Origin of the sequence: Methanolobus sediminis, from assembly GCF_031312595.1 — an archaeon.
GTDB classification, from domain to species: Archaea; Halobacteriota; Methanosarcinia; order Methanosarcinales; family Methanosarcinaceae; genus Methanolobus; species Methanolobus sediminis.
Window position 1 is genome coordinate 492,000 of sequence record NZ_CP133592.1, and the last position, 21,459, is coordinate 513,458.

General features: G+C 38.5%; 15 protein-coding genes. 8 read left to right on the forward strand and 7 right to left on the reverse strand.

Going from position 1 to position 21,459, the window contains the following annotated elements:
* Position 1: 1 nt before the first annotated feature.
* On the forward strand, positions 2-340 hold the full coding sequence (locus RE474_RS02225) for a GNAT family protein (RefSeq protein WP_309311363.1): 339 nt from the start codon (positions 2-4) through the stop codon (positions 338-340).
* 107 nt (positions 341-447) lie between these two features.
* Entirely contained in the window at positions 448-1,701 is a 1,254-nt protein-coding gene (locus RE474_RS02230) for a CYTH domain-containing protein (RefSeq protein WP_309311364.1), read from the forward strand.
* Between the two features lie 52 nt (positions 1,702-1,753).
* Here the strand turns inward: RE474_RS02230 and RE474_RS02235 are convergent, their stop codons facing one another.
* From RE474_RS02235 to RE474_RS02245, 3 genes are all read right to left on the reverse strand, one after another.
* The gene (locus RE474_RS02235) at positions 1,754-5,692 is read right to left on the reverse strand and encodes a PAS domain S-box protein (protein WP_309311365.1); all 3,939 of its coding nucleotides are present in this window, start codon (positions 5,690-5,692) and stop codon (positions 1,754-1,756) included.
* A 486-nt stretch (positions 5,693-6,178) separates the two neighbouring features.
* Positions 6,179-7,705, reverse strand: a complete 1,527-nt coding sequence (pap, locus tag RE474_RS02240; RefSeq protein ID WP_309311366.1) for a polyphosphate:AMP phosphotransferase — start codon at positions 7,703-7,705, stop codon at positions 6,179-6,181.
* Between the two features lie 43 nt (positions 7,706-7,748).
* Positions 7,749-9,032: an MgtC/SapB family protein gene (locus RE474_RS02245; RefSeq protein ID WP_309311367.1), complete on the reverse strand. Its 1,284-nt coding sequence runs from the start codon at positions 9,030-9,032 to the stop codon at positions 7,749-7,751.
* Positions 9,033-9,190: 158 nt separating this feature from the next.
* Between RE474_RS02245 and RE474_RS02250 the strand changes: the two genes are divergently transcribed.
* From RE474_RS02250 to RE474_RS02275, 6 genes are all read left to right on the forward strand, one after another.
* Positions 9,191-9,535: a DUF362 domain-containing protein gene (locus RE474_RS02250; protein ID WP_309311368.1), complete on the forward strand. Its 345-nt coding sequence runs from the start codon at positions 9,191-9,193 to the stop codon at positions 9,533-9,535.
* 65 nt (positions 9,536-9,600) lie between these two features.
* The gene (locus tag RE474_RS02255; RefSeq protein WP_309311369.1) at positions 9,601-11,526 is read left to right on the forward strand and encodes a CHAD domain-containing protein; all 1,926 of its coding nucleotides are present in this window, start codon (positions 9,601-9,603) and stop codon (positions 11,524-11,526) included.
* A 156-nt stretch (positions 11,527-11,682) separates the two neighbouring features.
* A complete protein-coding gene (gene ppk1 / locus RE474_RS02260; protein WP_309311370.1) occupies positions 11,683-13,755 on the forward strand; it encodes a polyphosphate kinase 1 in 2,073 nt (690 codons plus the stop codon).
* The gene (locus tag RE474_RS02265; protein WP_309311371.1) at positions 13,752-14,645 is read left to right on the forward strand and encodes a Ppx/GppA phosphatase family protein; all 894 of its coding nucleotides are present in this window, start codon (positions 13,752-13,754) and stop codon (positions 14,643-14,645) included. The genes ppk1 and RE474_RS02265 overlap by 4 nt, the downstream gene beginning before the upstream one ends.
* A gap of 233 nt (positions 14,646-14,878) precedes the next feature.
* Positions 14,879-15,916 (forward strand): rod shape-determining protein, encoded by a 1,038-nt coding sequence (locus tag RE474_RS02270; RefSeq protein WP_309311372.1) that lies wholly within the window; start codon positions 14,879-14,881, stop codon positions 15,914-15,916.
* Positions 15,913-17,583 (forward strand): hypothetical protein, encoded by a 1,671-nt coding sequence (locus RE474_RS02275; protein ID WP_309311373.1) that lies wholly within the window; start codon positions 15,913-15,915, stop codon positions 17,581-17,583. Before RE474_RS02270 ends, RE474_RS02275 begins: the two co-directional genes overlap by 4 nt.
* Positions 17,584-17,690: 107 nt before the next feature.
* Here the strand turns inward: RE474_RS02275 and pyrF are convergent, their stop codons facing one another.
* The 4 genes from pyrF to RE474_RS02295 all read right to left on the reverse strand — a co-directional run bounded on the left by pyrF (position 17,691) and on the right by RE474_RS02295 (position 21,203).
* Positions 17,691-18,344, reverse strand: a complete 654-nt coding sequence (gene pyrF / locus RE474_RS02280) for an orotidine-5'-phosphate decarboxylase (RefSeq protein ID WP_309311374.1) — start codon at positions 18,342-18,344, stop codon at positions 17,691-17,693.
* A 17-nt stretch (positions 18,345-18,361) separates the two neighbouring features.
* A complete protein-coding gene (locus tag RE474_RS02285) occupies positions 18,362-19,315 on the reverse strand; it encodes a deoxyhypusine synthase (RefSeq protein ID WP_309311375.1) in 954 nt (317 codons plus the stop codon).
* Between the two features lie 258 nt (positions 19,316-19,573).
* Entirely contained in the window at positions 19,574-20,359 is a 786-nt protein-coding gene (locus RE474_RS02290) for a helix-turn-helix transcriptional regulator (RefSeq protein ID WP_309311376.1), read from the reverse strand.
* A 58-nt stretch (positions 20,360-20,417) separates the two neighbouring features.
* Positions 20,418-21,203: a helix-turn-helix transcriptional regulator gene (locus RE474_RS02295; protein ID WP_309311377.1), complete on the reverse strand. Its 786-nt coding sequence runs from the start codon at positions 21,201-21,203 to the stop codon at positions 20,418-20,420.
* Positions 21,204-21,459: the final 256 nt, after the last annotated feature.

A 21,459-nucleotide genomic window follows, 5' to 3' on the forward strand; every position in this document is an offset into this window, starting at 1 on the left:
AATGCCCCATGAACTAGAATTCACACTACTACCTCCTGCCCAGGGTTCTGAATGCAGGTGGATGAACATAGACAGAAGAGGAATAAGAGTAGGAAAAGCGAGGGGCAAGGCAGAAGGTAATGTCCTTATAATCTACTCAATCAACATTTTCCCGGAATTTGAAAGCAAACATTACGGAAAAAAGACAATAGATTACTTCAAATCACAGTTCAGCACCATTGTTGCTGACAGGGTAAGACCTACAGCAATTGGTTTCTGGGAAAAGATGGGATTTGTCAACAGAGGAGATGGTTCCTACGTATTCATGAAAAACGGATCTGTTTCTGTAGTTAATTCCTAAAAATATCATTTTTCTAATTTTAGTTTTGTTTAATTTACTCTTCATTTTACTGCTAATCCTGCCATTACTGATAGAAACTTTTTAAGTCTTGACACATATTTCTCAGTATGGAGATTGAAGCTAAATTCCTCATATCTGAACGTGATATCTTTGAAAAGCTCAAAGGCATTAGCTCTATTACAGGATTCAGTTCAGGTGAGCCTGTAGATAAAGAGTTCACTGATACGTATCTTGATACAATGGATATGGCTATTTATGCTTCGGGTTTTTCATTCCGCTGCCGCGAGAAAGGTAGCAAGGTAACCTATACACTAAAATCACTTTCCGTCTCAAAATCTCTTGTACACATGAGGGAAGAAGTTGAATTCACACTTAATGAGAAGCTGCCTGTAAAAGAATGGGATAATTGCGTTCTCAGGGAAAGAGTACTTGCTATAATAGGTTCCGGAGAACTTTTCCCTTTGTTCACTGTAACGCACAAAAGGACAGATATTCCGCTAAGCTTTGACCAGAGAGAGATTGCAGAAATGAGCTTTGATGATGTGGTACTCACCTGCGATAAAAGCACTAAAAGTTATCTCGAACTGGAAATTGAACTTACAGGTGACGGTACGGAAGCAGAAATGAACCAGATTGCCGAATATCTCAGAGATGACATGGGACTGACTCCGGGAAGCAATTCAAAGTTCGATAATGGTCTTGAGCTTTTTATGGAGAATGTGAGGAAAAATGCCAGTATATTGAACTATGATATAGACATCGGAAATAAAGTTATCAAATATTCATCCCTCCAGGAAATGATAGAGGAATATGGCATAGAGAGAGAACATGCAAGGAGAGTTGCAGAAAATTCCTGCAGGCTTTTTAAGGAGCTGAAAAGCACACATCATTTGCGTAATGAGTTGCTTCATACCTTAAGAATTGCCTCAGTAATTCATGATATTGGTGTCATGACCGATGCTGAGAATCATCATAAGGTCGGACGCGATATCCTCCTGGAAACATGCCCTTCTGAACTTCCACGTCCACTCTGTGCTTTCCTGCCATGGATGACCCTACTGCATAAGAAAAGAATAGACCGGAGAAAACTGGATAAATTGTCCCTGAAAACGAATTTCCTATCACTTCCATCCCAGATGCAGGATGACATACTCAAACTTGCAGCCATATTAAGAATGGCTGATGCGCTGGATTACAGCAGGATGGGAAGCAAAATATCTGATATTGATCTCACAAAAGAAGATATCATTGTAAAAATAGCTGGAAAAGGAGCCAGCATTGATGCAGACAGAGCAGACACAAAAGCTGACCTCTGGCGACTTCTCTTTGAACGGGACATATATTTCAGGGAAGATTACTGAAGCCCTCTCACCCTATATTCTTTTTCTTTTTTTAATATTGTGATATGCCCTACTAATCATTTCTCTGAATTGGCACTCTGATAATGAAAGTACTTCCCTCTCCTTCATAGCTTTCAACATCAATTTTACCCGAATGCATCTCTATGTAATGTTTGGCAATAGCAAGCCCCAATCCTGTTCCACCATGACTACGGTTTACAAATGAACTTACCTGTTTAAACGGGTCAAAAATAGATTTTTGCTTATCCAAAGGAATACCTATCCCATTATCACATACAGATATCAGAACATCATTGTTGACTACTTTTGAATTCAGCCGCACCTTACCCCCATCAGGTGTGAATTTAATAGCATTGCTAAGAAGATTATAAATTATCTGTTTGATCTTCAACCTGTCAACATTGATTTCCAGTTTCTCAAATTCTATATTTACTTCAAAATCATGTTTCTTTTCTTTGAACAAAGGGTCCATCAATAATATGACCTCACACATCTCTTCGTAAAGATCAATTATTTCAGGGTTATATTCCATATCACCAGATTCTATTTTTGAAATATCGAGGATATCGTTGATCAATTCTAACAGATGCTTTCCACTTTTAAGTATATTGCAAACATAATCCGTTTGCCTGTCATTCAAATCACCAAATATTTTATCGTGCAATACCTGTGAAAAACCGATGACCGAATTAAGTGGTGTGCGAAGTTCATGGCTCATATTTGCAATAAATTCTGATTTGATCTTATTTGATTCTTCAGCCAATGCTTTAGCTTGAAGAAGAGCAATTTCAGCCTGCTTTCTTTCAGTTATGTCAGTTAAGAACAATGTAAGTCCAATAATAGTTCCTTCGTCATCTTCAAGTGGACTATAAACATTCTCGTACCACTTTCTTTCGAGTAAAGAACTACCATATTCTTCAACAATTGTGAAGGCCTCTCCTTCAAGCACTCTGTCAAAATTTGCTTTTGCCTTTTCCACATCTTCAGGATTATTAATATAATCAAACATACTGGAACCAATTTCGATTTTGACACCCCATATATGTTCCATTGTCATCTGATGTTTCTCATTAAAAGTAATGTAACGATAATTTTTGTCCAGAGCGAATATGACAACATCCTTTGGACTTTCAATAACTTCTCTCAAGAGCTTGTAGGCATGTTTGTATTTCTGCTCTGCCTGTTTCAGCATTTCTTCAGCTCTTTTTTTGTCAGTAATATCTCTGCAAACACTGAAAACCAGCTTCTGACCACCAAAGAATGCTCCATTTGCACTAATCTCAATATCAAGCACAGTACCATCCTTACGACGATGGCGTGTTTCAAATGTTAAGCCTGTTTCATCAATATCCTCTATCAATTCCAGAATTTCGTCCTTTGTCAACACATCGTCCCAATCCCATATGTGTAATTGCAGAACTTCATCCATAGCATAGCCTAGCATATCCGCATATTTTTGGTTAGCTTCAACAACTTCCCCTTTGTCGTTGTTAACTACAATCCCATCATTTGATTGTTCAACGAGGATATTTCTTCTTGCACGTTCTTCTTCGATCTTCTTTTCAGCTCTCTTTTTCTCTGTAATGTCTGAATGGGTTCCATACATACGAAGTGGATTGCCATCTTCATCCCACTCTATAACTTTACCACGCTCAAGCACCCATATCCAATCGCCATTCTTGTGTCGCATGCGTAATTCGCATTCATAGTATTCTAAAACACCTGTGAAATGTTTTTTAAGAAGTGCGTCTGCTCTTTTTATGTCAACAGGATGAACCAGCTTATTCCATGTTTGAATATCAAGTGGAATCAGTTCATCCAGTGTATAACCCACTATCTCTGCCCAGCGTTCATTGAATGAAGTTTCACCAGTCTGTATATTCCATTCCCATGTACCGACATTCGTACCTTCAATGATATTCACCAGACGTTTGCGTTCTTCTAAGATGACCTTTTCTGCTTGTTTGCGTTCTGAAATATCTCTGCCAACACCTAGAACCCCTATGACTTTTCCTTTAGAATCATGCATAGGACTTTTGATGGTTTCCAGATATTCTTCGTGTCCGTCATCCGCATAGGTGATAAGTTCCTCATTTATCGATGGTTTGCCAGCTTCCAGTGCATCAACATCCTTTTGTCTGAAGAAATGTGCAAGTTCCGTATCGACAAAATCATAATCTGTCTTTCCAACAATTTCTTCTTCTTTTGCACCAAAGAAACGTTCAAATTTGCTGTTGCATTTTAGGTAAACTCCTTCAGGATCCTTTAGCCATATAAGGTCAGGAATAGTATCTATCAAAGTATGCAGTTGCCCCTCACTGTTCATTAGTGCAATCTCTGCATTTTTACGTTCAGTTATATCAATTATTGTAGCCATTACCCTTTCTACACCATTGATGGTTACAGGGCTTAATCGGACATATTCCCAGAATAGTTCTCCAGTCGCTTTTCTGTTGAACCATTCAAATTCCTGAGTTCCGTCGGTTGCAGTTTTATGTATCCATCCCAGTGCATCTTCAAAGGAATATGGAGGTTCCATCCAGAATTCATTTGCTTGTAGCTGCTCTAGCGAGGAAAAACCATACATTTCATAGGCATTAGGATTTGCATCTATGATAGCTCCACTTTCCTTATCATGTATGATTATTGAAATAGGAGCTTCTGTGAAAAGGGTTTTATATTGTTTATCTCTCTCTGCAATATCGTTTTCTGCTTGTTTGCGTTCTGTAATATCCTGAAATACAGTGGCAAAAGAATCATTATCAACTCTATATGCACTAACGCTATAATGCTTATTTAATTGTGGTGAAAATGTTTCAAAAATAACAGGTTTTCCAGTTAGTACGACATTTCCATATGTTTCTATCAAAGATGTTTCCTCAATACCCGGAAGAACTTCAGTAACACCCTTTCCTATGATATCAGCTACTTTCAATCCGGTATGTTTTTCGAATGCTTCGTTTGCGTCAAGGAAGATGTAATCAACTGGAACAACATTATCATTAAAAACCATTTTATGGATTGCCACACCACTAATATCGTTTTCAAAAAGTCCCCTATATTTTTTTTCGCTTTCTTTTAGTGCATTCTCAGCCCCTATTTTTCCTATGATGTTCCATACGGAATCCATAAGTAAAGTAAGCTGTAAAGAATCGTTATCATTATAATCAGATTCTTTGTTGGCAACTCCTACCACAGCGACTATTTTGTTGTTCTTAAAAATAGGTACAGTCATGAACCTGTGAAGTTGGACATGTCCTTTTGGATAGCCTTTTTTCAATGGGCTTGAAGCATGAAAATCATTTACAATTATCGTTTTACGTTGCCTTACAGCTTCTCCCCATATACCCGTTTCTTTAAGATTATATATTGTCTGAGGTTCTGTGATCTCACATTCTTTCATTACATCTTTAGACCATGTGTTTAAAGTGAACTGTTCTCTTTTCTCACTATAATAGTAGATGTAACCAATTTTACTATTTGTAAGTTTAATAGCTTCATTGAGTGCAAAATCAAGGAACTCCTGGATAGACTCGTGTTTTGAACTCAATATATCATGGATGCTTCTTAATCTAGCTTCCTCAAAGGTAAGTTCTTCTTCTAACTCCTTTGCCTTTGTTACATCCAGAACTATGAAACATAGCAAGGTTTTAGCATCAGTGTTTATTGGAATTGCACTAATATCAACATCATGGATTTCATGATTACGTAGTTGATGCTTGAAAGTAAAATGATTTTTAAATCCATTTTTTGCTTTAGAAAGTTCAGCCCTTATAGCTTCTTCAGACAGTATATCTATTTGACTTATTTTCTTTTGTTTAAGTTCTTCAGATGACCAGCCATAGTAAGTAGAAGCAGCATTATTGGCATCAATAATGCGCAGATTCTCAGGATCAACAAGTAACATAACTGTATAATCGTTGTTGAATAGCTGATTTTCAGCTGTTTTTATATTAAATGTGAAATTTGCAGAATTGATTTGATCTTTCATTTTTCATCATTCACTGCTGTTTAGAACTATTTATTCTTGTTTTATCCAGATTTTGGAAAATGATTTTTTAATATTGCCCTTAATGTTCAACTTTTGAATAGAAACACACAAATTGATACACCTGACATTATAATATTTAGCACCTATTTCAGTCTTTTTGTATAGTAAACAGTCATATTAACCTTAAATACCCTTATGTTTCCTGTGCGAATTATAAACAGATTAATATTTAACTAGTGACAAAGTACAGAAGTCTGAATATAATTATTTCCTGGCCATCAAGTCCAAATGCACTTGCAAATACAAGGTCATACCTAATTATTGTAGCTGATAGTTGTATGCATGGATTTACCAATGTTTTCTTGTGCGGAAATGAAAAATTGATAATCTATCTGAGCGTTCTTCTTCGCTCTAGACTAGGACGTTGATAAAGGATACTCTACTACTTCTCCATCAACTCAATTGTTGTAAAGTATCTAAAAATAATTACTGAAGCCCGCGTTCCCTTAGTTTATTTTCAATACGGTCAATAACCGTGTTCATAACTTTGATTCGGGAATAGTACTTGTCATTGGACTCCACAATGGTCCAGGGCGCCCATGTAGTACTGGTTTTTTTCAGCATCTCATCGGCAGCATCAAGATAGAGATTCCATTTCTCACGATTGCGCCAATCATCAGGAGTTATCTTCCATTGCTTATACTCTGTACTATCACGCTGCTTAAACCTTCTTAGCTGCTCATCCTTATCAATATGCATCCAGAACTTAACAATAATAGTACCGTAATTGGAGAGTGTTTCTTCAAATTCATTGATCTCCCTGTAGGCACGCTTCCATTCCTCAACATTACAGAGATCTTCGACTCTTTCAACCAGCACTCTCCCGTACCAGCTTCTATCATATATTCCAATATGGCCAGCCTCAGGAATCTGGTTGTAGAATCTCCACAGGTAATGACGTCGAAGTTCATCAGGAGTGGGTACACCCACAGGAGTTACCTGATAAAGTCTTGGGTTTAGCTCCTTAACAAGTCGCCTGATACTGCCACCTTTACCTGCAGCATCCCAGCCTTCAAATACAACAATAAGTGATGTCCTGTTTCTGAAAAGATCATACTGAAGCGTTTTAAGTTTTTTCTGGCATTTTTTCTTTTCTTTCTTGTACTCTTCGTAGGTGAGACTCTTATCAAGATCGATCTTTTCCAGAATAGAGGAGTCGATATTAGGAATGATAGAACTATCCATTTTCTGGTTTTGTTCCACCAATGCCTTATTTTCAATATCCTGTATCTTGTATTCAATAGATTCTATGACCTTTGACAGAACTTTGACAGTTGCAAAACCCCTGTCATTTGCCTCTACAATTGTCCAGGGTGCAAAAGACCGGTCTGTTTTTTCAAGGATTCCTTCAATTAATGGCAGATATTTATCGTATCCATCCAGGTAATCCCTTTCCTCCTCTTCAATAATGAACTGGGGAATTCCTATATCTTTCATTTCCTGATATCTTTTATTCTGTTCTTCTTTGCTTATGTGGAGGAACAGTTTTATCACAAGGTAACCGCCGTCTGTGAGCTGCCTTTCAAAATACGTCAGCCCTTCAATACATTTGTTCATGTCCTTGTCGGCTTTACCTTTCTTGTTATGTTCAATGATAATTCTGCGATACCAGCTTCTGTCAAAAATTACCATTCTGCCTTTTTCCGGGATCTTTGTCCAGAAACGCCATAAAAGAGGTTTCTGCTCTTCCTGATAACACGGTCTCTCGGTGGTATACAGGTTAAAGCCCATCGGACTTAAAGTCAGAAGGAACCTGTTGATGATCTCAGACATGCCTGAAGCATGCCAGCCTTCAAAAACAATAATGATCGGAATATCCATTTTCCATGCCTTTCGCTGTAGCTCCCCCATCCGTATTTCCAGGTCTTCCATTATTGTTTTATATTCATCCTTGGGAAGAGTTTTGGTAAGATCTACATTTTCAAGCATAATATCATCTTTATTAATACTCATCTGTATATAAATAGTTATATTTACACAAAATTATTCTCATTTATCAGATATAGAAACTCCATACAAGCAAGGTGGCCGCTCCGCTCAATGCTATAACTATGAAAGAGAGAACTGCTGTCCTGAAAAACTCCGGCGAACCGCTTACTTTGATATACAATGGCTTATTGAGAGTGCTTACAAGACCTGCAAGTACAGCCGTTATGCCGGCGGTGTGAACTGAGATATTGCCGGAGAAAGCAAGAGCTGCAACCGAAGCAGTGACCGCTGAACTGCTGACTACTCCTCCCAATGCAGTTATATAAGTTCCTTCAGCCCCTCCGTACACATTTGCATAATTTGCGAAAATTAGCAGTATTGTAAAAACTGCGCCAAACTTGAATGCAGGTCCAAGTGCAAACGGAGAACCAATCTCTATAGTATCATTTGGATTTACAGTCTTTTTCCATTTAAGACCCACAAATACGAGAGTTACTATTCCCATTACAATAAAAGGAGGAGCCATCAGAGAAGCTGTCTGAGCAGTTGGATCTGCTATCAATGCAATAATAGTGTTACTGATAATCATGGAAACCACTGCCAGTAACGAACCTACATGAACCGAATCCTTAAGTAACGGTCCTTTTTTAGACAGACCGGAAAGAGCTGCAACGGTGGCTTCACTACTAATAAAACCTCCAAAGAAACCGGAATAAGGAATGCCTCCTCGAGGACCAAGCTTTTTCAGGGATACATAACTGACAAAACTAATGAAAGAAACAAGTACAACAATAAGTATTGATTGTTTCAAGTTCAGTATCCCAAAGATCGGTTCTTCAGGCATAATAGGATACAGCACAAAAGCAACCGCAAGGAATTTGAGTGCACTGCTCATGTCTTCATCCGAAAGATGTTCTGCAAAGGAATGAAGAGGTTTTTTCTCTATGAGCAGGAATGTTATTAGAAGTCCCGTTACTATGGCTATAAGGTAAAGACCCTCAGCTACGATGATTCCGAGTAGATATGTACAGAACAAGGCAATAGCTGTGGTAAGGCCTGATTTTCCTTTGATGATATTAACCAGATATATCAGAGAAGCTGAAGCAAATAATACCAACAATGTTGCCAGCACGAGTATCCACATACCGATATAATCTACAAGAAATGCTGCAAGAGTACCGGTAATACACGTTATTGAAAAAGTCCTTACGCCAGCGAATATTTTCTTATCTGCACGCCAGTGTTCTCTTTCAAGACCTACTAGGATGCCTATTGCCATTGAAAGTACTATTTTTTCAAGTATAGTAGCATATAATGGATCAAGAGCCCATTGAACATTGATAGCGACCATATTTCTCCTGAATAACTGGAAGGAATTTAGATTTCAAGTCTATCTGAAATATATGTGGTATGTAACATTGTAACCATAATTGAATATTCTAAGTATATTAGATTCACTGTATATACTTTTATACCTGCTTAACACATTACTATTAAGGAGAAAGTACCATGCCATGGGTCAACAAAAAGAAATGTGTATCATGCAAGAAGTGCATTAAAAAATGCCCTGTGGATGCTATTTATATGGCAAAGGGGAAAGCCGTAATAGAAGAAGGTAAATGCATAAATTGTGGAAAATGCATAAAAATATGTCCTGTCAAAGCAATACTTAAAGACAGGGATCTTGTAAAATTCAAAATAAGTGAAAATCTGAAATCTGCGAAAAGCTCACTTGAAAGTTCCAAAAATCAGCGTGCTAAGAAGCGTCTGATCAAGAGTCAGCTGCGACAACTTAAACGTGAACAGGAAATAATTCGCGGAACGATAAAAGAACTGAAACGAATTAAACTTTAATTTGCAACCATAGAAATTATAACCATAATAAAGCGGAGCAGCACATTATTGCTGAGGGGAGAACAATGGCATCAAATGCATTCGTGAAGAAATATTCCTTAGCAGCATCACTGAGTTTTCTTGCAGGTCTTGTATCCTGTATGACAGGACTGCTTTTTGCTATTGTCAGCAGACTTAACCGTGGTTCCGGTTCAGAGACAATCCTGATAGTCTGCATGTTATTTGGCACAGGCGTGGTGCTGATCCTTGCAGGAATAAATGTTGCAGGGATACGCCAGAAGCTTTCACGCAGCTATTCTTTCCTTGCGGGTCTGTTGTTATCCATTATCGGATTGTTTGTTTTCATGATATCTTTCCCTGATAACTGGGTCTATCCAAAGGTCAGTTATGCAATAGTGGCCTATTCACTTGGTATTTTCCTGCTGCTTATCAATATCTTTGTGAATTATTTCCTGCAGGCACTGGGAGATTCCAGCCAGCGGGGACTGACTCCGCAAAAATACAATGTTCAATCTAATGAACCTCAGCACAATGATTGTTCTGTTCTTACAACCTTTGCAGGCATTCTAATGACAAATATAACATCAGGTACCTATGAACCCGCTTTTCTTACAGGTACCAGTGATAATGAAAGTACTTACATTATAAACAATACCACTTCTGAAGAAAATGATCCGGAGCCTCTATTTATGGAATCAAACGAGGAAAAATCCATCACCGAGACTAAAATTGTAACTGCAGCAGATGCAATTAGCGATGAAAACGCAAAAGTATGTAATGTTGATGATAAGCAGGAAGAAACTACAGCTCTGGAAACAACACAATTCCCCGAGATAGCAGAGGTTATTGAACCTGAAATTGAAAAAGAGATAGAGGATATTGAAGAAACGCGGGAGAATGAAGAAGAGGCAGAAGTAGAATACCCACCTGAGGAACAGTCTTCTTCAAAGGAAGAAACTGATGTACAGAACCTTGTTGTCCCCTATGCAGAATTCAGGTCACTTAAAAAGACAGATATAAAATCTGACGATACCATGCGTGAAGCTGCACGCAAAGTCCTCATGTACAATTTCGGTCAGATGATCGAACATGAGAGAGGTACAAAGATCGGCATGGATATTGAAGAACTTCACGATATGAGAGTTGCTGCAATGCGTATGCGTTCAGTTGTAGAAGTCCTTGAAGACTATCTCAATATGAAAGACATGTCCCCATATTACAAGGACATAAAATCCATAAGGAGGACACTTGGAACCGTACGTGACCTGGACGTGTTCCTTGAGAAGATAGACCATTATCTTGCAGCACAGCCAGCGGAGAAAGTTCTGGAAATCGAGCCTCTTACTGATTCAATACTAATTGAAAGGGCAAAGCATCGTGGTACTATGCTTGTGTATCTCGATGATTCAGGCTATAATAAATTCAAAAAGAACTTTGCAGATTACCTGCTGACTAAGAAATCATGGAAAATCAAATCTGCAAAGAAAAATGGTGAACCGATACCTGCCAGAGTTGTAGATGTACTGCCAGTACTCCTTTACTCCCAGCTTGCAACCGTAAGGGCATATGGTGATGTACTTACTGACGACACAACAATTGACCCTTACCTTGAAAAGTACCATCTGTTAAGGATAGACGTGAAGATACTGCGTTACACCATTGAGTTCTTCAAGGAAGTTCTTGGTTCTGAAACGAAGAGTCTTATAAGAGACCTCAAAGCCCTTCAGGATAATCTTGGTGACATGCATGATACTGTGGTTGCACTTGAAATGCTTGAGAACTTCGAGAAATATGGTGTGTGGGGAGAGACACACGGAAAGAAGAACTCTGTCAGCATCAGGGACTATCCGGGTGTTGATGCATATATTGAATACAGGAAGAAGGAACTTGCATCCTTGCTGGATTCATTCCCGGATGCATGGTCAAAGGTAATTGACCCTGATTTCAGCGTAAGGTTCTCACAGGCTATTGCAGGAATTTACAATTCCTGAGAACATGCCATTTGAATTGTATTGATTATGTAAACTATATTATGCTATATACTACTATATATGAATCTGTATGAAGTGTTATATAATAGAATCACTGTTGTTTTATTAAAACACAACAGCCTTCTGTCGTTTTTAAAACTGAAAAACATGAGTTTTATGTCAAATGAAGTAAATGAATATGTCAATAGGGAGATTAGCTGGCTTTCTTTCAACGCAAGGGTACTACAGGAAGCAAAGGACCCAGGTGTTCCTTTACTTGAGCGTCTGAAATTCCTGGGGATATTCTCTTCCAATCTTGATGAATTCTTCAGTGTGAGAGTCGGTACCCTGCAGAGAATGATAGATGCAGGTGTAAAATCAAAAGCAATGGTTGGCGTATCACCTAAAAAAATCATGAAAGATGTGCATAGTACCGTACTTGACCTGAGGGATGAATTTGATAAAGTTTTCACAGGAGTCACAAAGGAACTTGAAAACCACAATATTTTCATTGTTGATGAAACCCAGCTTGATGATAATCAGAAAGCATTCCTGAAAGTGTATTTCCAGGAGAAGGTCCGACCACGTCTTATTCCTGTGATGCTAAAGGATATTCCGGATTTCCCCTACCTTAGAAACCAAGTAATCTATCTTGTTATCGATGTAAGAAAAAAATGGGATCCTCAAGGTTCAAAATTCGCATTGATAGAAGTGCCGGCAGATGTGCTTCCCCGTTTTGTCAATCTTCCGGATTCAGAGGAACGTAAATGCGTGATCATGCTTGATGACATAATTCGTTTTGGACTGGATGATATATTCTCAACCTTTGATTATGATTCCATAGGTGCATACACTATCAAGCTTACAAGAGATGCTGAACTTGATATTGACGATGATGTTACAAAGAGTTTCTTTGAAAAAGTATCGGAAAGTCTTGAGGAAAGGAAAAAAGGTCAACCGGTGCGGTTTGTGTATGACAGGGAAATACCTTATTACCTTCTTGATTTCACCCTGAAAAGACTGGATATCGAGAACTTTGAAAACCTTGTGCCAGGTGGAAAATACCACAATGCAAAGGATTTTATGGGCTTCCCGGAGATTGGACCTGAATCTTTCTATTATGAAAAAAAGCATCCTTTACCACATAAAGACCTGAGAAGCCACAAGAGTATGCTTGCCGCTATCAGGGAAAAGGATATTCTTCTTCACTATCCATACCAATCTTTTGATTATTTCATAGACCTGTTACGAGAAGCAGCAATTGACCCGAATGTTACAAGCATTAAAGTCACTCTTTACAGGGTTGCACGCAATTCTAATGTGATCAATGCACTCATAAATGCTATCAAGAACGGAAAAACAGTTACTGTTGTCATTGAACTTCAGGCACGTTTCGATGAAGAATCAAATATTTACTGGACACAGAAACTAGAAGATGCAGGAGCAAGGATCATTGATGGTGTACCTGGTCTGAAAGTGCATTCCAAACTTTGCCACATAAGCAGAAAAGAAGGAAAAGACACTGTCCACTATTCCTGTATCGGAACCGGGAACTTCAATGAATCAACTGCCAGTATCTATTGTGACCACATGTTAATGACCAGAAACAAAGATATTACATATGAGGTTGAAAAGATCTTTGATTTCTTTGATCACAATTACAAAGTCTATGATTATGAACACCTCGTTGTTGCACCACTTCAGATGCGAAATAAGTTTACAAAACTCATTGACAATGAGATAAACAACGCAAAAGAAGGTAAACCTGCATATATCCATGCCAAGATGAACAGCCTTGTGGATAGTGAAATGATAGACAAGCTCTATGAAGCCAGCGAAGCAGGTGTAAAAGTAAAGCTTGTTGTCAGAGGTATATGTTCACTTGTCCCTGGTGTTGAAGGACTTAGTGAGAACATTGATGTTATCAGTATAGTTGACAAATATCTTGAACACTCCAGGATATTTATTTTCTGCAATGAGGGGAACGAGAAATACTTCATCTCGTCTGCTGACTGGATGGTAAGAAACCTTGACAGGCGTGTTGAGGTTGCTACACCGATATATGATGTAGCTTTGAAAACGGAGCTGAGAGAATATATGGATATCCAGTTCGCTGACAATACAAAGGCCAGAATAATCAACGAAACCCAGGATAACAAGTACGTTAAAAACGACTGTAAAATCTGCCGTGCCCAGGAAGACACATATGTTTTCCTTGAAAAGCAATTGCAAAATGAGGTAACAGAGTGAGATTTGCTGCCATAGACATTGGTTCAAATGCTGTCAGACTTCTTCTGTCAAAGGTAGATTCTGAAGGAATTGAACCGGTCTTTGAAAAGATATCATTTATACGCATGCCAATCAGACTTGGAGAAGATGCTTTCATTCACAATAACATTTCACCGGAAAAAGAATCACGTCTCATTAAAACCATGATTGGATTCAAGTACCTGATGGATGCATACGAACCTCTGGATTACATGGCATGCGCCACTTCAGCCATGCGAGAAGCAGATAACAGTGACGAGATCATAGCCAAAATAAAAGAAAAAAGTGGCATTGACCTGAAAGTGATTAGTGGCAGGAAAGAAGCAAAGATAATCTATTCCAACCGGATTGAGAAAATAATCGGAAGCAGCGATTCAACTTACCTGCATGTGGATGTTGGAGGTGGAAGCACTGAACTAATCCTGTTTAAGGGAAATGATGTCTTTGCATACAGGTCATTCAATATCGGAACCATCCGAATGCTTGAAGGTATTGTGACAAAAGATGACTGGAATGAGATGAGGAAGTGGGTAAGGAAAGTCACCGATGAACACAAACCGGATTATGCCATTGGAAGTGGCGGCAACATAAACAAACTTTACAGAATGTCAGGTAGAAAAGACGGTACACTCCTTTTAAGAGATGACATACAGCAACTCAAAAAATATCTGAGAGGATTCACGCTGGAGCAGAGGATCACTAAACTTGGTTTAAAGCCGGACAGGGCAGATGTTATAGTTCCCGCTTCCAAGATATATTACTCCGTTATGAAATGGGGTGATATTGAATACATGCATGTACCAAAACTTGGTCTTGCAGACGGAATAGTGCATGTACTGTATAAAAAACATATGAATAGATATATAAAATAAAGTCCATATATTTCGTGTTTTTTGAACATGGAATATTTTCCGAATATCCGGCATACTGATATCTTTTTGTGATTCTGCTGGATTTTATTTGTGGAAACTATAGCCATAGGTGGCAAATCCTATGTTCATAATATATAAATACTGATTTAATCGAATCAATTTTTATCAATAAAAACGGATCCCATGTATTTGTTGTAATTCCATGTGGGTCTCAAAAATAAGTAGTTGATTACATGGAAGATCAGACAATCAGTAATAAGAGCCTGTATATTGGCATAGATGCAGGAATGTTCAAAACCTCTGTGTGTACCAGTGAAGGAAAAAGATTCACTGAACGCAGTATTGTTGCTTTTTCCAGTGAGAACAGCAACAGCCATGAACAAAAAGTAGTATCCGGCAAGGATGCACTTGATCTGACAGAGGGGAATATAAAAGAGCTTTTCAAAGGTGAGCTCAGGACAGAAGAAGATATAGATGCCTGCAGAAAGTTCCTGAGATCTATTCTTGAAAAGCATGATATTGATGCAAGTCGGGATACATATGCAATACTTGGAACTCCTTCAAATGCAAACAAGGAATACAAACGCAAATTCCTTGAACTTGCAAATGAGGTGTTTTCAGGTGCTATGCTTGTTGATGAACTCTTTTGTGCATCCTACAAGAACAATCTTCCTGACAGGTCCATAATAGTGGACATTGGTTACAGTAAAACGGATATTTCTATAATAGACAGTGAAATCCCCAGGGAAAATGATTGCCTGAGAATCTCATGTGCCGGAAAGGACATCGATTCTGAGATCGTAAAACTGATCAGCGAAAGGTGGGAAGATTCAAAAGTAACTGAGCAACTTGCCAGTGAATGGAAAGAGAAATACGGACACCTGGGTTCTGGTTCAGACACGTGTGTCGTTGATGTTCCCCTGGAAAGTGGCAATGTTCAGGAATCTATTATGGAAGAGTTACAACTGGCATGTGAGTTCGTTGTGACGGATATTGTATCGGGAATTATCAAACTTATATCGGATATTGAGCCGGAACTGCGTGAAAAACTAAGAAACAATATCCATATTTTAGGGGGGACCAGTGACCTTGAGGGACTTGATACTTTCATCGAGAACGAACTGAAGGTGCTTGGCGGTGGTAAAGTCATTTCTGATATAGATCCAATGTACGGGATTTCAGAAGGCGCACTTGAAATTGCAAAGAATATGCCACCGGAATTCTGGACTCAGCTGAATGCTGAAAATAAAACTAAGGAAATGATAGTATGAATCCATTGAACTTATCAGGTAGGAAAAAGGAAAATGAAAATTCATCACAGGTATTTACCCCTAATATCTACCGCAAGCCCGTTATGAAAGAGGAATATGAGAAAGAGGCTAAGACTGCTTCTTCAAGTCCTCATAACTATATGCCGGCATCTGAAAAAGATGATGATACATTTACCAGTCATGCTACTCAGACAGTTCAGACAATTAATATCCCTGAAGGCTTCAATTCCAATATAGAGGAACTTATCGAGAAAGAAGCAGAGCTTGTTAAGATAAGAGAACGCTATGAGGCTGATATTAGCGAGTATGAGAAAAAACAGAAAGAGCTCGATGAGCTGAAAAACGATTTTTCGCAGCAGGAAAAGCAACTCCGCAAAAAGTGTGCTATCATAAAATCTGCCAGTGAAAAAGCAAAGAAGGCTATTCCGCAGAATCAGAAAGATGATCTTGAAAAGGAGATCGCTGAGTTTGAAAAGAAGCGTGGGGACCTTGAAGCCCGTGTCAAAGAGTTTGAAGTATCCAGACAGGAATATGAGAAGGATTTTGCTGAATATCAGGCTAAAAAGGAGGAGCTTGATTCCCTGAGATTAGCTTATGAAACTGAATTTGAACAATATAAAGCAAAAAGATCCGAACTGGATGAACAGTGCAGGATACTTGAGGAGCAGCTTTCAAAAGGTGAAGAGCTATCCATCGAGTTCAATGAAGCTACATCCCAAGCGGCACTTGAAGTTATTAAGGCTGGATATTATTCAGAGCTGAAAGAGCTTAACAGGAAAAAGGCAGATATCCAGACCATTAAAACACAACTGGAAGATGATGAATCACTTTTTGCTGAAAAACGTTCTTCCATCGAAAAGATGAAAGAGCATATCCAGGCAGAGATATCTGATATTGGAAACAAGGCAAAGGAACTTGAGAGTACTGTTGCAAACTATGAAGAAAGGCTTAAAGAGCATCAGGAAAAGGAGCTTTCTTTTGAGGAAAAGATAAAAGCTTTCCATGAGAAAAAAGATGAGTTCAAAGCTGAACGTGAAAGGATCCAGCTTGAGCATGAGGAGAACATCAGAACCTTTGAGGCAGACTTTGAGAAGAAGAAGGCTGAGTTTGAGGCTGAGCATGAAAGGATAAAACTGGGGCATGAGGAGAAAGTCAAAGTCTACGAGAATACATTTGAGGAAATGAAAGCTGGATTAAAGGCCAAGCGTGAAGAACTCAGATTAAAGCATGAAGAAAATATCAAGGCCCATGAAGAAAAAGAGCGTGCTTTCCAGGAAGATATGAAAACTCTTGAAGCTAAAAAATCCGAGATAAAGGCTGAAAGCGAGAATCTTGACCAGAAGCGAGAGGAGAATTCAAAGTTCGAGGCTGAGATGGAGAGAATGCTTGCTGAAATGGAAGATAAGAGAAAAGAACTTGACGGAATGATCGAGAAAACAAACAGTGAGATCGGTGTTCACGTTACTATTCATCGCCAGAACCTTGACATAAAGAAGCTCAACAATAAACTGGAACAGCAGACCATCTACATACAGAGCCTTGAGACATCCGTTGCCGAGCTTAAAAGAAACCTTGAAGAAGCAAAGTGTGATGTTAAAAAGAACGAAGTATTCTCACAGATACTTAAATCCAATATGGAACTGATGGATAAGCCGCAGTTTATATGATATTATATGTGTGCCTCAGAACTCATAGGGTTCATCACAGATCAGATGTGATTTCTCATCATTGGCACACTATATTACTATAATAGTACTGGGGATGGCTTTAGATTTCAGATGAACTCTTTCATCTCATCAACCAGCTTTTTTGCAGCCATTGCAGGATCTTCAGCCTGGTATATGCTTCTGCCAACTATTACCCAGTCGGCTCCTGCTTTTATGACATCAGAAGCTGAACCTCCCTGTGCACCGACACCGGGTGAGATTATTGAGAGATCATTTCCTATTATCTTTCTTATCTCTGCAACCCTTTCAGGGCGTGTTGCCGGAGCAACAACACCTGATGCTTTTGCGTCTGCTGCCATCTTTGCGATTCCTTCACCGACCTGCTGCATGAAATCAAGAGCACCCGGATGGCTCATTTCGGTAACCACGTAGATGTCCTTTTTTTGTTCCTTTGCAAGTTTTACGGCAGCTTCAAGACTGTCATGTCCTGTGAATCCCTGGACAATCACAGCATCTGCACCTGCTTTGAAGACCTGCTCGCATATCAGGCGGTTTGTGTTAGGAATGTCTGCCACTTTAAAGTCAGCAATGATAGGAGCGTATTTTGAAAGCTGGCTGATCATGTCCATTCCGGTTGAAAGTACGAGTGGATATCCTATTTTGATCGCATCTACATATCCTGAAACCTTTTCGGATATTGCCACGGCTTCCATCCTGTCTGTAACATCAAGTGCCAGTATAAGTCCTGTCTTTCTTTCCATGTAAATTACCCTCCATTTTACATTTTTGCAAGTCTGCTCCTTGCTGCTGCCACCATGATCGGAAGTGTGATGGTTGCATCGGAGTGGACTGTTACTGAGCGTGCTGTTTCGCTGACCTTACCCCATGAACGTGCTTCATCAAGTGTTGCACCGCTTAAGCCTCCTGTTTGCGGGGTGTCCATTGTGAGCTGGATTGCGTACTCGAATTCCTGATGAGTTACAAGCATGGACTGGAAGATGTAGTTCTTTGGGACACCGCCGCCGATAAGAACTGCTCCCGGGTCTTTTGCCTCATAGCAGATATCGATTATCTCTTTCATATCAGCGAATGCATCAACGTTAAGCGGGTGCATCTGTTTGTAAAGCCATGCCTGAAGTCCGATCATTGAGTCCTGGATTGCAGGACAGTAGACCGGAACGTTCATGTCTGCTGCTGCTTTTAGGATTGAGTCCTTGTCTTCAATGTGATTTCCAAGTTGGGTCATGAATTCCCTGATTGATATGGTGTCGTTACCAATATCGGAGAGGATTGCCTTCATCTTTTCCTCAAAGTCTACAAAATAAGGTTCCGGGAGATAGACATCGTATATCCTGTTTATTTCTTCGTGTTTGAGTTCGATGTCGTCACATTCGGCACAGCCTTTGTAGTGGTGCAGTCCCATGGATTCCACGATTTCGTGAACCATGTTGGCACCGGTTGTGACCAGTACATCGATGTAGCCGTCATAAATGAGATCGGTAACTATCTGACGCATTCCTGCCGGAACCATGGCACCGGCAAGTCCGAAGAAACTGGTTGACCCGTTTGCAAGCATCTCAGTGTAGATATCAACGGCGTCTGCAAGTTTTCCCGCACCAAAAGCACAACCATCGATTGCATGCACCAGTTCGTCAACGCCCATATTTTCTGTAATCTTTGCCTGTTTTATCGGATTTTTCAGTTTATCTTTATGTGAGTGACAATGTTCCATTTGAAAGCCTCTTTAATATAAGCAGAGTTAACGATGAAGTTGTTCTTTAAGGTTATTATGGAGGAGGATTTTGTGAGGGAAATGAGATGAAGTTTCAAATCGTATATCTCTAATTGTATACATGGATATGGTTAACGGTAAAAAAACGAACTAATTACCTAAATTAAATTAGTTTTACTGATACAGGAAAAACAAAGAACTATTGTTGAAAATCGTAACTGTAGTGACAAAATTAAGTATCAATGCAAAAAAGACGGATCAAATCTCAGTTATTGAAGTGGAGTCCTTCAAATAATATTCGAAAAGTTCCATGCCCCACTCTAATGCCCCTTTACCATTACAAAGAATACGGTTAATATCCGAATCACCATTGTTTTTTAATAGTCTCAACATAAAGTAATAATCATTACACGCCAGGCCTAGAAAACCAATATTTCCAGTGTATACATAAAAGTGAAAGAACTCACTTTGAAGGAATTTTTCAAATTCAGAGGGACACTCAGTCCTAAATTTGTCAAGAACGGAGGGAGACACTATCATATGTACATCTGCATTGTTTGATAGCATATTTGATATTAATCGAGGAAATAAATAATGGTAAAATGTCAAAATTCCATAATGTGATTTTGAAATCAAGGATGTTTGCAGAATTTTCTCATCAAGATCATACATTCCCAGATGAGAAGGAGTTATAACCTCGCATTTTCTAAGTGTATCTAGGCGGTTCAAAAGGTGAGGAGGAATAAAATCAATGTCATGTGTTCCCCAGTAATCAACATCGTTATCAAAAGGTTCAATAGTATTCAATAAAGGAACCATATCATCAACTATAAGTTTTCCAATGGATGTTAATTCATAGTTATTATCATAGTGAAACACAAGATAATGTTCTTCTAAGATCTTCATCTGAGGCAATATTGCATTTCTAGTTGTTTCCAGTGACTTTAGAAGGTAATCCATTTTTTGTGGACCATTTTGTAATAACAAAAGCGCATTCCTTCTCTTATCAGAAGCAAATATTATATCGAGTAACCGTTTTTTCACCAGATTCACATCCTATCAGCGGATATTTCGTATATTTTATAAAAAAAAAGGATACAAATTAAATCTCAGCCACAGCTATTGAATCTTCAAGGATAGAGTTATAAAGCTCTTTTGTCCAGTCAACTGCACTCTGACCTTTACATAACATGAACTTATGGTCAAACTCCCCTTTCTTATTAAATGCACTTATCAAAGAGTGGACATCATCAAATGTGAAATATAAGAATTTCATCTCTTTAGTGTAAACATACATGTGAAAGAATTCATTGTTAATAAAACTTGTAAGTTCTTTATGATATTCTGTTCTTAGTTTGTCAAGTAATTCCTGGGAAACTATATAGTAGAAATCGACATTACTTTCAAGCAGTTCTGCAATTATAGACTCAAAATTGGGATAGAGTGTAGTAGTAACCACATAGACACGAGTTGATACTTTATAATCCGTATTAAAAGATTTGTGCATCGAAAATAATTCAGTAATAGGTGGATTTATTATTTCACAATTCTTAAGCTGACCTATTTTTTCTAATAATGGAGATGGAATGAAATCCAGATCACGGTTTCCCCAGTAATCAACATCAATATCAATAACATCAATTTTATCCAGTAAAGGAACCATATCGGCAACAATAAGTTTTCCAATAGTAGTCAACTCGTAAGTATCATTGTAGTGAATGACCATATAGTGCTCTTCCAGAATCTTCATCTGAGGGAGCAAAGAATTCCTGTTCGTATCCGTTAACTCCAAAAGAGTAGCCATTTCTTTTGCTCCATCCTGCAGAGATAATAGCACATTCATTCTCTTTTCAGAAGCAAATGCTACGTCAAGTAACCGTTTTTTCATCCAATTTACCCCTATGAATAAACATTGATAAATCTAATTTGATACACACTTAGGTACCAATTTTATTTAAATAAATCAGTGAAGATTAATTATGTATGTTTGTATCACAAATAATTATAAAAATAGTGAATTAATAGATTAATCATGCCTCTAAACATCCTTTAACAGAAGCAGATAGCTAAAATAGATTATTAGTCTCAACATTAATATCACACCAAACCGATTTGGTCTTGATGAGTTCATTTGTTAACCAGAT